The organism is Acinetobacter sp. ABJ_C4_1, from assembly GCF_044538495.1.
GTDB lineage: Bacteria > Pseudomonadota > Gammaproteobacteria > Pseudomonadales > Moraxellaceae > Acinetobacter > Acinetobacter nosocomialis_A.
Genome location: NZ_JBIUCQ010000004.1, coordinates 145,338 through 159,577, shown reverse-complemented (window position 1 = coordinate 159,577; position 14,240 = coordinate 145,338). Strand labels below are relative to the sequence as shown.

The 14,240-nt window shown below is 39.5% G+C and carries 10 protein-coding genes; 6 read left to right on the top strand and 4 right to left on the bottom strand.

The genetic code is table 11. From position 1 onward, the window contains the following. Nucleotides 1-9: 9 nt before the first annotated feature. Nucleotides 10-405 carry a cation efflux protein, CzcI-like gene (locus tag ACIF8R_RS07665; protein ID WP_396462586.1) on the bottom strand — a complete coding sequence of 132 codons (396 nt, stop codon included), beginning with the start codon at nucleotides 403-405 and terminating at the stop codon, nucleotides 10-12. Between the two features lie 157 nt (nucleotides 406-562). Here ACIF8R_RS07665 and ACIF8R_RS07660 point away from each other — a divergent pair, with 157 nt between their 5' ends. Together ACIF8R_RS07660 and ACIF8R_RS07655 are read left to right on the top strand one after the other, a co-directional pair. Next, nucleotides 563-1,255, top strand: a complete 693-nt coding sequence (locus ACIF8R_RS07660; protein WP_396480055.1) for a hypothetical protein — start codon at nucleotides 563-565, stop codon at nucleotides 1,253-1,255. 342 nt (nucleotides 1,256-1,597) lie between these two features. Further along, nucleotides 1,598-1,978, top strand: coding sequence for a tetratricopeptide repeat protein (locus ACIF8R_RS07655; protein WP_263614751.1), 381 nt, complete (start codon nucleotides 1,598-1,600; stop codon nucleotides 1,976-1,978). A 44-nt stretch (nucleotides 1,979-2,022) separates the two neighbouring features. Here ACIF8R_RS07655 and ettA read toward each other — a convergent pair whose 3' ends face one another. Further along, nucleotides 2,023-3,684, bottom strand: coding sequence for an energy-dependent translational throttle protein EttA (ettA, locus tag ACIF8R_RS07650; protein ID WP_086264776.1), 1,662 nt, complete (start codon nucleotides 3,682-3,684; stop codon nucleotides 2,023-2,025). A 297-nt stretch (nucleotides 3,685-3,981) separates the two neighbouring features. Between ettA and ACIF8R_RS07645 the strand changes: the two genes are divergently transcribed. Then, complete coding sequence (locus ACIF8R_RS07645; protein ID WP_396480053.1) at nucleotides 3,982-5,259, top strand: O-acetylhomoserine aminocarboxypropyltransferase/cysteine synthase family protein; 1,278 nt, start codon at nucleotides 3,982-3,984, stop codon at nucleotides 5,257-5,259. Nucleotides 5,260-5,532: 273 nt separating this feature from the next. Next, the gene (locus ACIF8R_RS07640; RefSeq protein ID WP_262094070.1) at nucleotides 5,533-6,423 is read left to right on the top strand and encodes an SDR family NAD(P)-dependent oxidoreductase; all 891 of its coding nucleotides are present in this window, start codon (nucleotides 5,533-5,535) and stop codon (nucleotides 6,421-6,423) included. A 69-nt stretch (nucleotides 6,424-6,492) separates the two neighbouring features. On the opposite strand, the gene ACIF8R_RS07635 is transcribed toward ACIF8R_RS07640, so the two are convergent. Continuing rightward, nucleotides 6,493-8,682: a bifunctional SulP family inorganic anion transporter/carbonic anhydrase gene (locus ACIF8R_RS07635; RefSeq protein ID WP_396480051.1), complete on the bottom strand. Its 2,190-nt coding sequence runs from the start codon at nucleotides 8,680-8,682 to the stop codon at nucleotides 6,493-6,495. A gap of 302 nt (nucleotides 8,683-8,984) precedes the next feature. Next, on the bottom strand, nucleotides 8,985-11,333 hold the full coding sequence (locus tag ACIF8R_RS07630) for a Tex family protein (protein ID WP_000131196.1): 2,349 nt from the start codon (nucleotides 11,331-11,333) through the stop codon (nucleotides 8,985-8,987). A gap of 655 nt (nucleotides 11,334-11,988) precedes the next feature. Here ACIF8R_RS07630 and ompR point away from each other — a divergent pair. After that, nucleotides 11,989-12,753 (top strand): two-component system response regulator OmpR, encoded by a 765-nt coding sequence (gene ompR, locus ACIF8R_RS07625; RefSeq protein ID WP_000060753.1) that lies wholly within the window; start codon nucleotides 11,989-11,991, stop codon nucleotides 12,751-12,753. Nucleotides 12,754-12,770: 17 nt separating this feature from the next. Next, complete coding sequence (locus tag ACIF8R_RS07620; protein WP_000051217.1) at nucleotides 12,771-14,228, top strand: ATP-binding protein; 1,458 nt, start codon at nucleotides 12,771-12,773, stop codon at nucleotides 14,226-14,228. Nucleotides 14,229-14,240: the final 12 nt, after the last annotated feature.

Genomic DNA, 14,240 nt, shown 5'->3' with positions numbered 1-14,240 from the left:
CTACCCCACCTATAGCAGGGTTAAAACAGGAGGAGGGTCTTGTTTAGAGATATGAGGGGACTTATAAGAATTGGACCAATAATATTGTTGTTTTGGCTCAGATGACTGTATTAAAGGTGAAACAATTTTTTCTTGTGCTTCTACAATCACAACATGAAAACATGAAGGTAAATGGTCATGATGATCGGACAAGCTTAAAGGAGCTTTATGCGTAGTCCCTTCGACTTCTGTCTTTTCAGTATGGCTATGCTGTGAAGCTTCATAACTCAACGCTGCATGATGCCCAAAATGATGTAATGCTTTTTCCTGATTCTCATGGGCGCAAAATGCCGCTGCCACATTCCATAAACTTTGGAATATAAGCAAACAGAATAAGACGGACATGAAAAGTGCAGAACGTGGCAACAGCACACCATTAAACTAAAAAGTTGAACAAAGCCACTATAGCAGGCACCTAGCATGTAATAAAATTACAAAACATTGATTTATTGGTTTCGTTCTTTTCACTTAAAGCTAAGCCATTTTTTATCTTCACAAAAATAATTTTTTAAGAGTAATGTTTATGTATAAAACGTTGACCACTTGCATATTAGCCACTTGTCTTGGCTTAACCGGATGCGCAACATCTATGTTATCGACAGCCCTTCCAAATGAGACAACTGAGGTCAAAACAACCATTTTAAAAACAGATCAAATTATTGCAGTGGGTCAAGCAGTGAAAAACCAGCAAGAGCAAGGTCTTGTATTTGTAGGTAAAGACTATAGTTATTTAATGACCGAAGGTAGCTCAGAGTTTTTAAGTATTATTAAAAATATTCCAGTAAATCAAAGAACTTTAATTATTTCCTCTCCTCTTATGCTTGAAATGGATGATCCGACTCATTTTCATGGTGAACTCAAATTTCAATACAACATTCCTGATTCAAAGTTGAGCGAACAAGAAAAAGAAAATTTAAAAAACTTCGGATTTAAAAATCACTTCATGGTTATGGAGCAACAAACACAACTTTTATATCCTTATGCTATTATTCGTTTTAAAGGCCAAATTTACCAAACCACTGGAACCCTAAAAGCTCAACAAACACTACCTACCCCTTATCCAATTGCCTTACAGCAAAAAGATGAAATAACAAAGAAGCATCCGTTTAAACGTGTAACACGTATGGCGCTTTATCCTTTGGCCCTGGCGTTTGATGTGGTCACGGTAGCTCCATCACTGATTTGGGCAGATTTGCATGGTGACTTTACTAAATAAAAAACTTTTTTCTTAAAATAATCAGCCAGCTCATAAGCTGGCTTTGTTTAAAGAAATTTCTTTTGTTTGATATTTATAAATTTTCTCAAGAGCTTTTTGGGCAAAATAAAAGCTATTTTCTAATTTTAAAAGCTCTCATTTCAGTCAAGAATGTGACTATTCTTATAGTAATTTCGCTAAGCGTAAAAACAAGTGTAACTTTTATGTAAGCTAAAACCTCATCATTTTTCATCCAAATGCGCTATATCACATTTACAAAATAAAACATAAGATTTCCATATAAGGGACTAGCTTAAAAGTGTGAGTCAATTCAATCAAATTGAGGAACAAGGGGAGACTATCATGGATATGAAAACAATCAAGCATGGGCTTAATCACTTGTTTGCCTTTGAAAACTTGCCAGCCGATATGCATTCACAAGCTGAGGATGAAATTGAACAAGGCTTACGCTTTGAAGAGTTAGCCGTACAAGATCATGAACGTATGCAAAATTGGCTAGATATTACCCCAAACGACCGCAATGCAATGTGGTGCTACCTCCGAGCAGCTTTAAGAGGTAACGCAGACGCTTCCTTTAAACTTGGCATTGGCTATTTAAATGGTCAATTTGGTTTAGATAAAAACTATACAGAAGCTGAAAAGTGGTTAAACAAAGCAGCAAGCCAAGGTCATCCCTATGCTGAACACTGCTTACAAGAAGCTTTTAGTAAACTTGCCTTCTAATAAAAAAAACCAGCCCTTAGGCTGGTTTTTCAATATAGCAGTAATTAACCGCTAATTTTTTTGTATTTAGTACGCTTTTGAACAGCGTCTTCACCTAAACGTGACTGACGATACGCTTCGTATTCTGCATAGTTACCCGTGTAGAATTCTGGCTGTTCATTTTCAAATGACAAGATGTGTGTCGCGATACGGTCAAGGAACCAACGGTCATGCGATACCACCATTACCGTACCTGGGAATACAAGAATTGCATCCTCAAGCGCACGTAAAGTTTCAATATCCAAATCGTTTGATGGCTCATCCAGTAAGATAACGTTTGCACCTTGCTGTAAAATTTTCGCAAGTTGTAAACGGTTACGTTCACCACCAGACAATTCGCCTACGCGTTTTTGCTGATCTTGGCCTTTGAAGTTAAAGCGACCGATATAAGCACGTGAAGCAATTTCATAATCGCCCACTTTCAAAATATCTAAACCGCCAGAAACTTCTTCCCAAACAGTTTTGTTATTGTCTAGAGTGTCACGGATCTGACCTACATAAGCGACTTTAACTGACTCACCTAAAGTCACAGTACCTGTATCAGGTTGCTGTTCGCCAGTCATCATACGGAATAATGTGGTTTTACCCGCACCGTTTGGACCAACGATACCCACAATAGCTGTTGGTGGTACAGTAAACGTTAAGTTTTCGTACAACAAGCGACCGTCGAATGATTTGCTGATACCTTCCACTTCCACAACTTTATTACCCAAACGTGGGCCAGGTGGAATGTAGATTTCAGACGTTTCATTACGTTGTTGGAATTCTTTAGAGTTAAGCTCTTCAAAACGTTCCATACGCGCTTTGTTTTTCTTTTGCTGACCTTTCGCATTTGAACGAACCCATTCAAGTTCTTTTTTCAATGCTTTAGCAAAAGATTCTTCTTGTTTCTGCTCTTGTTCTAAACGAGCATTTTTTTGCTCTAACCAAGAAGAATAGTTACCTTGGTAAGGAATACCATGCCCACGGTCAAGCTCCAAAATCCACTCGGCAACGTTGTCTAAGAAATAACGGTCATGCGTAATCGCAACGATTGTGCCAGGGAAATCTTTCAAGAAGCGCTCTAACCAAGATACAGACTCTGCATCCAAATGGTTCGTCGGTTCGTCAAGAAGCAACATGTCCGGTTTAGAAAGCAATAAACGGCAAAGTGCTACACGGCGGCGTTCACCACCTGAAAGCTTAGTTACGTCTGCATCCCAAGCTGGAAGGTTCAAGGCATCTGCCGCGATTTCAAGCTGGTTGTTTAGGTTGTGCGCATCCCAAGCATGGATAATTGATTCTAATTTTTCCTGCTCTTTCGCAAGCGCATCAAAATCTGCATCTGGGTCTGCATATTCTGCAAATACCTGATCAAGACGTTCTAAAGCATCTAAAGCTTCACGTACGCCATCTTCAACGTTACCACGAACGTCTTTCGTTGGATCAAGTGGCGGCTCTTGCTCTAAATAGCCGATTTTAATTCCAGGTTGTGCACGAGCTTCACCAGAGAAATCTTTATCTACGCCAGCCATAATACGAAGCAAGGTAGATTTACCCGCACCGTTCAAACCGAGAACACCAATTTTGGCACCCGGGAAAAATGATAAAGAGATGTCTTTTAAGATTTCGCGCTTTGGCGGAACCATTTTAGACACTCGGTTCATCGTATAAATATATTGGGCCACGCAGGACTCCTCAATTGAAAAACCAATACATCGCAAGAAGCGATAAAATAATCGCGCGTATTATACGATGAAAACACTAACGACTTGAAGTTATGATTTCCATCGTACGGATTTATCAAACAATTTTCTTTTTCAATAAGTTGCAAAATGTTTATGTATAAGATTTATACAACGTTTCAGCGTATATTTTTCTATCTTTATTCCTAAAATTGGAAAACAAACCAGAATTTCTGCAATTTTCTATATAAATTTTAGGCTAGACTCGCTCAATATTTAACTCACGAAGATGAAGTAATCATGACTTATAAAGATGAAACCCTAGCCATTCACGCAGGCTATAGTCCTGAAGCAACAACAAAAGCAGTAGCTGTTCCTATTTATCAAACAACTTCGTATGCATTTGATAATACACAACACGGTGCCGACCTTTTCGATTTAAAAGTTCAGGGCAATATTTATACCCGTATTATGAACCCGACCACTGCTGTGCTTGAGCAGCGCCTTGCTGCACTTGAAGGTGGGATTGGTGCATTAGCTTTAGCATCGGGAATGGCAGCCATTACCTATGCCATTCAGACCATTACCGAAGCTGGAGACAATATTGCTTCTGTCTCAACTTTATATGGTGGTACATATAACTTATTTGCCCATACGTTGCCAAAGCAAGGGATTGAAGTTCGCTTTTTTGATTATCAGAAGCCTGAAAGCTTGCGTAATTTAATTGATGATAAAACTAAACTTGTTTTTGTTGAGTCAATTGGTAACCCGCTCGGCAATATCATCGATTTAGAAGAAATTTCAAAAATCGCTCATGAATATGGCGTGCCTGTCGTTGTTGATAATACAGTCGCTACCCCTGCTTTATTAAAACCATTTCAATATGGGGCTGATATCGTTATCCATTCGCTTACTAAATATATTGGTGGTCATGGTAATAGTATTGGTGGTGCGATTGTCGATAGCGGTAAATTTCCTTGGGGTAAATATCCAGAACGTTTTAAAGTTTTGAATACACCAGACCCAAGCTATCATGGCGTGAACTATGTCGAAGCATTAGGCGAGGCAGCTTATATAGCACGTGCACGCGTGGTGCCATTACGTAATACAGGCGCAGCTATTAGCCCGCTCAGTGTTTTCTTAATTTTACAGGGTCTAGAAACGCTTAATTTACGTATCGAACGTCATACTGAAAATGCTCAGAAAGTTGCGGAATATTTGCAAAATCATCCGAAAGTAAAATGGGTCAATTACGCAGGCTTAAAAGATCACCCACAGCATCAACTTGCGCAAAAATATGTAAAAGGTAAACCTTCTGCAATTTTATCTTTTGGTGTTCAAGATGGTCGTGAAGGCGGTACCCGCTTCATTGATGCCCTACAGTTATTTACCCGACTTGTGAACATCGGTGATGCGAAAAGTTTGGCTTGCCACCCTGCAACCACAACTCACCGCCAACTCAATGAACAAGAACTTAAAGCTGCTGGCGTAAGTGAAGATATGGTTCGTCTTTCTATTGGTATTGAGCATGTTGATGACCTAATTACCGATTTAGAACAAGCACTTTCATCTGTATAAATTTTAAACTGACACAACAAGCCTCTGGAATATAGAGGCTTTTTTATTTTCAAGTGATTTAACCCTTGATAATAATTAATGGATTAGGGTAATAATTTAGAGTTTTTACTCTAAATAAATTGTTAAATTTCATATATTTACACACTAGACAATTTTTAAACATCTATTAAGATAGGGCAATATTTAGGAGTTCATCAGGATGAACCAACGGTTGTAAAAATAAAAATTACATACCGGAATAAATAGCCCCTGCCCCTACTTAGGTAAAATGCTGTGAATAAAAAATTAGAAGCTCTGTTCCAGGAAAAGGTACAAGGTAAAGTCATTTTAGTGACAGGCGCCTCAAGTGGAATCGGTTTAACGATTTCAAACAAACTTGCTGACGCCGGTGCGCATGTTTTACTGGTTGCCCGTACTCAAGAAACATTAGAAGAAGTTAAAGCAGATATTGAAAGCCGTGGCGGTCAGGCATCAATTTTTCCATGTGATCTTAACGACATGGAAATGATTGATCAGGTTTCTAAAGAGATTTTAGCTTCTGTTGATCATATTGATATTTTAATTAATAACGCTGGTCGCTCTATTCGTCGTGCTGTTCATGAGTCTTATGATCGTTTCCATGACTTTGAACGCACCATGCAATTAAACTACTTTGGCGCTGTACGTTTGGTTCTTAATATTTTGCCACATATGATTCAGCGTAAAGATGGGCAAATTATTAATATTAGCTCGATTGGTGTATTAGCAAATGCAACACGCTTCTCGGCTTATGTTGCCTCTAAAGCTGCGCTTGATGCATTTAGCCGCTGTCTTTCTGCCGAAGTTCATGCACATAAAATTGCGATTACATCAATTTATATGCCTTTAGTGCGTACCCCAATGATCGCGCCAACCAAAATTTATAAATACGTACCGACTCTTTCACCAGAGCAAGCAGCAGATTTAATTGCTTATGCAATTGTGAAGCGTCCGAAACGTATTGCAACTAACTTAGGCCGTTTGGCGTCTATGACGTATTCAGTCGCGCCAGGCATCAACAACATGTTCATGTCGATTGGTTTCCGCCTGTTCCCAAGTTCTGATGCAGCAAAAGGCCAAAAAGCTGAGAAATTGAACTGGGCACAAAAAGCTTATGCACGCATTTTCCCAGGTGAACACTGGTAATTTGACATATTAAGTTGAGTTAACAAGAAAAAAGCGCTTCTGACGAAGCGCTTTTTTATTTCATGCTATTTAAGTATCTAAAAATTCAACATGCCCTGTTTTAACATCGTAAATCGCACCAATAATTGCAATCTCACCACGGTCTAGCAGGTCTTTAAGTACTGTACTGTTATTAATAATATATTGGATGTTGTAGTGAACATTCATTGCTGTCACCTGATTAATAAAAGCTTTGTTTAACTCACGCGGTTGCATAATGTCATATACGCTTTCTACCGAACGCATGAGTGGCCCAAGCACATATTGAATATGCGGCATTTCTTTGACATCAGAAACTTGTTTTTGCTGTAGTCGTAGCTGACATGCACTGGTCACTGCACCACAGTCGGTATGACCTAAAACTAAAATGACTTTAGAACCTTTGGCCTGACAGGCAAACTCAAGCGAACCTAGTACTTTTTGACCTGCAATATTACCTGCAATTCTTAAACTAAATAGATCACCAATCCCTACATCAAAAATCATTTCAGTGGGTGCACGAGAGTCCATACATCCTAAAACAGCCGCAATCGGATGTTGGCCTTCATCTGCCGTGACACGAATTTGACGGTAAATATCGCGTTGTAAACGTTCATTTTTTACAAAACGTTCATTACCTTCCTTAAGTAGGGTAACCACCTGCTGCGGACTTAACTTACGCTGTAAATCTCTGGTACTAATGTAGATATCAAGAACTGCATCATCTACTTCTTCATAGTGCTGCTTAAACCCAATGAGTTTGAGATCGACCTGACGCTTAACTGCAGTCTCATTCTGATAATCTTGAATGACCTGATAAATATCGGGATCAATCGAGTCGCATTGAGTCGCATCAATAATCAACTGCTGATCTTTATGAACATGTTCCAATGCAGAAATGAGCGCTGAACGATTAAGAAAAGTCACTTGTGATGGAAGCTCAATACGAGTCACAATTCCATGTAAATGCTTTTCTTTATATACGCGAACACCTTTATTGAAGTTGCCATATAAAATAAACGCACTACTGGTAAATAAACCCACCAAAATTCCGGTTAACAAGTCTGTCAGTAAGATTGCAACAAGGGTAATAATGAAAGGTAAAAACTGTCTCCAACCTTTTTGGTAAAGCTGTTTGAATAACTTTGGATGAGTCAGTTTAAAACCAGTCACGATCAAAATTGCTGCAAGTGCAGACAAAGGAATCATGTTCATGAGTGGGACAAAAAATAGAATTGCAAGCAGTAACAACACACCGTGAATAATGGTTGAGCATTTACTACGTGCACCTGTATTGGCATTTACAGAACTACGGACAATCACTGAGGTCACTGGCATTCCGCCAATCAAACCCGACACAATATTACCTGCTCCTTGCGCCCATAACTCACGATTAGGTGGAGATGAACGCTTTTGGGGATCAAGCTTATCGGCTGCTTCTAAATTTAGTAATGTTTCTAAAGATGCCACGATCGCAAGTGTAATGGCTCCGGTATAAATTAATGGTTCAGCTAAATAGCTAAAGTCAGGAAAAACCAATACCTCTTCTGGTGCTTGTAATATATTTGGTAGTTGAATCAAATTATTACTTTGCACAGCCCATGAAGAACCGATACTTATTAAAACAAAGTTAAAAACTGCTGCGAGTACCACGGCAATTAAGGCAGAAGGCAACGCTAACTTTTTAAGTGGGCTACTGTCCCAAGCTAAAATTAAAAATAAGCTCAATAGTCCAATCAATGCTGCTCCAGCATCAAATTTTTGGATAAACGTATCCGGTGTAGCAGTCCAAACTTCTTTCCATGAAAAATCAGTCAACCCAAATAAATAAGGTAACTGTGTCACAATCAGAATGGCACCAATGGCTGCCAACAATCCTAAAATGACATTGTTTGGAATAAAGTTGGCAAAGAAACCCAACTTAAATACACCAAACAGAATTTGTAAAATTCCTGCAAATACAATACACAATAAAAAGGCGGCATAATTGCCGCCTAATTGATCGAGTTGTACAAGGATGACCGCAGTCAACCCTGCTGCTGGGCCAGAAACGCTGATGTGAGAGCCACTCAGCAGGCCAACAATAATTCCACCCACTATTCCAGCAATAATGCCAGAAATAATTGGAGCACCTGAGGCTAAGGCAATACCCAAACATAAGGGTAAGGCCACGAGAAATACGACCACTCCCGAAAGGAGGTCGTTTACGTGAAATCTATTTTTCAGTTCTAAAGCCGGCATAAAAACAACCATTTATAATATAAAAAAACAATCAATTTTTAATGTAACTGCCTGAAAGTGAGGAACTTACTTCAAGGCTTTATCGATATTGTCTGACAACTGAATCGGGTTAAAGTTGAGTTATGCTATAACGTTGTATAGTTGATTGTAGATTTCACGACGTTTTTGTTGATCTTAAGATTCACCTCATCTTTATGAGCGTGATGTTTTAATAAAACATGGCACTAGCCATTTAGAAGACGATTTAGAAACAATAAAAAAGCCTCCCGTTTAGGAGGCTTTTTTAGGTTCTCTAAAGGCTCTTATTTAGAACCCTTAATTCCTGCTTGCAATAATAATGCACCAAAACCACCAATTTTTTGCTCTTGTGGTTTTTCTTGCTTACTACGCTGCGGACGTTCAACTTGATCTTTACGCGGTTGTGGACGTTTACCTTGTGGTTTACGCTCAGACCGCTGTTCGTTATTTTGCTCACGACGCGGTGGACGCTGTGCTTTCACAGGTGCCGCACCTTCTGCACGCATACTCAAGTTCACACGGTTACGTTCAACATCAACCTGCATAACACGCACTTGTACGATTTGACCAGGTTTTACCACTTTATGCGGGTCAGAAACGAACTCATTGGCTAATTCAGAGATATGAACCAAACCATCTTGATGCACACCAATATCAACAAAGGCACCAAAATTCGTCACATTCGTCACCACACCTTCAAGCTGCATACCTTCAGTCAACTGAGCAACTTCAGTAATATCTTCACGGAATTTAGCTGTGCGGAATTCTGGACGAGGGTCACGGCCCGGTTTTTCAAGTTCTGCTAAAACGTCTTGAATGGTTGGCAAACCGAATTTGTCATCAACAAACTCTTCTGCTTTAACCTGACGAATAATTTCGGTATTACCAATAATGTCTTTTACCGTTGTCGCTTTTGCTGCAACAATTTTCTCAACAAGACCATAACTTTCAGGGTGAACAGCAGATGCATCTAATGGCTCTGAACCATTTTGGATACGTAAGAAACCAGCTGCCTGTTCAAAAGTACGTTCGCCAAGACGCGGTACATTTTTAAGTGCCTGACGTGTGTCAAAACGGCCATGCTCTTTACGGTATTCAACAATTTGCTGTGCAATTGCTTTATTTAAACCTGCAATATAAGCCAAGATTGCTGGTGAAGCAGTATTTACATCTACCCCAACAGCGTTCACACAGTCTTCTACAACTGCATCAAGTGTTTTTGCTAAACCAGTTTGGTTCACATCATGTTGATATTGACCTACGCCAATCGACTTCGGATCAATTTTAACAAGCTCAGCAAGCGGGTCTTGTAAACGGCGCGCAATAGAAACTGCCCCACGGATTGAAACATCAAGCTCTGGAAGTTCCGCCGCTGCAAGTTCACTTGCAGAGTAAACAGAGGCACCTGCTTCGCTTACGGTTACGCGAGTTAATTTAAGATCTGTATTTGCAGCCATCATTTCAGCTACTACAGCTTCTGTTTCACGGCTCGCAGTACCATTGCCAATAGCAATAAGCTCGACATTGTATTCACGACATAGACGTGCAAGCTCAGCAATTGAACCTTCTTTATCTTCTTTAGGCGCAAATGGATAAATCGTGCTATGTGCAAGTACATCACCAGCTTCGCTTACTACGGCTAGTTTCACACCAGTACGAATACCAGGGTCAACACCCAAAGTCGTACGGCTACCAGCTGGCGCTGATAACAATAAGTGACGAAGATTTTCAGCAAACACCTGCATTGCTTCTGCTTCAGCTGCAAGACGTTTTTCTGTAAGTAATGAATGCTCGATTTGAGGACGAACTTTACCTAACCAGAATAATTTTGCAGTTTGTTTTAAGAAATCTTGACGTGTTTGTGGCTGAACCTGATCAAGGTTGTATTCAGTTTCAATACGAGCCAATGGTGCATCATCTTCGCCATCAACTTTTAAACCAAGTACGTTTTCTTGGCGGCCACGTAACATCGCCAATAAACGATGTGATGGTAATTTGTTTAGGCCTTCAGAGAATTCAAAGTAATCGCGGAACTTTTTGCCCACTTCTTTCTTCTCTTCAGATGCAACAGTACTTTTTAACACTGCTGTTTTTGCGAAAGTCGCTTTTAATTCTGTAGTAAGAGGAATGTTTTGTGCCCAGTCATCAATCAGAATATGCTGGATTGCGTCTAACTGACTTTCAACGTCCGGATAGTCTTCATGACTAAAACCAGCCAATGCTTCTGTCGGATCAATTTGTTCTGAAATAATTTTTTCGGCAATTGGTCCAAGGCCCGCTTCTTTCGCCTTGAAAGATTTGCTCGTACGTTTAGGACGGTACGGCGCATAAATTTCTTCTAAAGCATTTTTTGTTTCGGCTGCATTCACCCGCGCCAACAAGTCATCATTCAATTTATTCTGTTCTTGCAATGACTGAATGACCTTTTCACGGCGCTCATATAAATCACGTAAATACGCTAAACGAGTATCTAATTGGCGTAACTGCGTATCATCTAAACCTTGTGTTACTTCTTTACGGTAACGGGCAATGAATGGAACACTGGCACCTTCATCAATTAAGCGGATGGCAGCTTCTACTTGGTTTGGACGTACGGCAAGCTCACTTGCCAACTGCTGAACTAAGTCAGTCATCGTGTTTGATCCCACAAGGATAAAGTTTAAAAGCACTGATTATAAAGACCAAGACCATAAAATCCACACTTGTTTGCGTATTCAAAACGTTTTTTTGTATTGACTATGAATTTTTCACATTCTTATGGCTGTAAAAAAGTTTTTTCTGTGACTCATTTGGGCCTTTAAGCTAGCCTTTTACCTTTTAAAAAATATGAAATTTATAGATTCTTCTTTAATTAAAGAAAATTTTTAATATAAATTATGAGAAAAAGAACATATTGATACATTGCCAGAACGATCAAAATATAGTTTTTCTTATCTTTCTAAATAAATTATTAAGTTCTCATACTTAAACCACAAATGAATAAATTAAAAATTAGAACTTAAAAACCGAAACTCATTTTTAAAATAATTTATTTGAAACAAATATTTATTAGAATTTAATTGATGAGAAAGAGGTAAATAGCCAAATATTTGAGTTTTTCTTTAAGGCTTTGCTAAATTATGGGCATAAGATGTTGTTTTTTGGTTTCAAGCCCCTACGAAAATTGTAATTTTGAGCAAATTGATACATAGTCTTAACAAGAACATCGGCATTATACTGAGGGCTTGTTGGCAATAAGCCTAACCGATCCAATAATATATAAATTATGACTTTAAAAGGGAGTACATCATGAGTTTAGTTGTACCTGCTGAACATCCTGAAACCGTACATAACGAAACGGATCGTGTCGAGCGCATTTTAGTGGTCGATGACGATGTGCGTTTACGTACCCTCTTGCAACGTTTTTTGGAAGATAAAGGCTTTGTTGTAAAAACTGCCCATGATGCCTCACAAATGGATCGTTTATTACAACGTGAGTTATTTTCACTTATCGTGCTCGACTTTATGTTGCCCGTTGAAGATGGTTTAAGTATTTGTCGTCGTTTACGTCAGTCAAATATTGATACTCCAATTATCATGTTAACTGCACGTGGTAGTGACTCTGACCGTATTGCTGGTCTTGAAGCCGGCGCAGATGACTATTTACCAAAACCATTTAACCCAAATGAACTTTTAGCACGTATTCGCGCAGTATTGCGTCGTCAGGTACGTGAAGTTCCGGGTGCGCCAAGCCAACAAGTTGAAGTGGTTAGCTTCGGTCCATGGTCTCTAGATTTATCTACACGTACACTGACTCGTGAGGGTCAAATCGTTACATTGACTACAGGTGAATTTGCCGTATTAAAAGCTTTGGTACAGCATCCACGTGAACCTTTAACACGCGACAAGCTCATGAACTTGGCTCGTGGCCGTGAATGGGGTGCAATGGAACGTTCTATTGATGTTCAAGTGTCTCGTCTACGCCGCTTAATTGAAGATAACCCGGCACGCGCACGTTACATTCAAACTGTATGGGGCGTAGGCTATGTGTTTGTTCCGGATGGTGCTGAATAAGCTTGAGATAAAATAGAGTGAGTTTAGAGCCAATACCACCGCAAACCTTTACCGACTACGTTGCGTACTCAGAGCGTAAACGGACCCGATGGGAACGTTTTCTCGATAAGATTAAGCCACGTTCTGCGGCCATGCGTACCACAATTTTGGTACTGCTCGTGGTACTCTTTAGCTTATTTATGTCATTGTGGTTTTTTTGGCGAACCCTCTATTTACCTGAAATTCAGCAACATGCACGCTATCTAGCAGTTGAACTAGAACTGGTAAATAACCCTAATATTCGTATTTTTCATCGCGATAGCGAAGTTGACGTCGACACATGGTTACGCAATCGGGTTGGCATTGAATATGTCACGAACCCCAAAGAATATCCAAGTGTCCGCGATAAAATTATTGCCGAGTTTTTTACCAACCAAGTTGAGCAAAAACTGGCAAATGAAATTGGCGCAAAAGACGTTACTGTCTATTTCCAATTTAAACCTAGCCCACGTATCTGGATTCAAACACCAGAAATGCATGGTAACTGGGTTCGTGAACCTTTAAAAACCTATGCCAACTATAGCCCCGAGCTACTGGTAGGCTGGGTTGTGGGTGTCCCATTAGTTTCGGCCATCATTATTTTAATTTTGGTTCGACAAATGAACCGACCATTACGTCGTTTGCAAAATGCTGCCAACGAATACAGTAAGTCTGGAACTGCACCTTATTTAGATACTAACCATGGCCCTTTAGAAATTCGCCAAGTAAACCAAGCGTTTAACCGTATGGTATATACGCTTGAACAAACGGAGCGTGAAAGACGAATCATGCTAGCGGGAATTTCACATGATTTAAGGACTCCTCTCACACGTATTCGTTTAACTGCAGAGATGCTACCTGATGAGTTTCTACGTGAAGGTCTGGTTTATGACGTAGATGATATGGATGCGATTCTAAATCAGTTCATCTCATATATGCGCGATGGTTCAGATGAGGAATTAAAAGACACTAATATCAATATTCTTTTACAAGAATTGGTGGTTCAGTTTAAACCCCTTGATATTCGCTTTAACATGCAGGATGTTCCTATCATTCCTGCACGCAGTCTCTCTTTAAAACGACTTATTGCCAACCTCATTAATAACGCAAAGCGTTATGGTGCTGAACCGATCGAACTCAGTGCAAAGGTTGAAAATGAACATATTTTAATTACGGTTGCTGACCATGGTGAAGGCATTCCAGAAGATCAAATTGAAGAATTAATGCAACCTTTTGTAAGAGGCAACTCGGCTAGAACGATTCAGGGAAGCGGTTTGGGTCTTGCCATTGTTAAACGTATTGTCGATATTCACCAAGGTGAAATACAGATTCACAATCGTGAACAAGGCGGTTTAGAGGTTATTATTTCTTTACCAATTCCAAAACCCGCCCCTGAAGAAAATACAACGCACAATCCTTTAGAAAAAATCAAACAAACTTTAAGTGAGCGCTTTTAATTTGAGCAATTG

Excerpts from the sequence above, each read along its gene's own strand:
- ACIF8R_RS07660 (WP_396480055.1), top strand. The coding sequence starts at position 563 with ATGTATAAAACGTTGACCACTTGCATATTAGCCACTTGTCTTGGCTTA.
- ACIF8R_RS07655 (WP_263614751.1), top strand. The coding sequence starts at position 1,598 with ATGGATATGAAAACAATCAAGCATGGGCTTAATCACTTGTTTGCCTTT.
- ACIF8R_RS07645 (WP_396480053.1), top strand. The coding sequence starts at position 3,982 with ATGACTTATAAAGATGAAACCCTAGCCATTCACGCAGGCTATAGTCCT.
- ACIF8R_RS07635 (WP_396480051.1), bottom strand. The coding sequence starts at position 8,682 with ATGCCGGCTTTAGAACTGAAAAATAGATTTCACGTAAACGACCTCCTT.
- ACIF8R_RS07630 (WP_000131196.1), bottom strand. The coding sequence starts at position 11,333 with ATGACTGACTTAGTTCAGCAGTTGGCAAGTGAGCTTGCCGTACGTCCA.
- ompR (WP_000060753.1), top strand. The coding sequence starts at position 11,989 with ATGAGTTTAGTTGTACCTGCTGAACATCCTGAAACCGTACATAACGAA.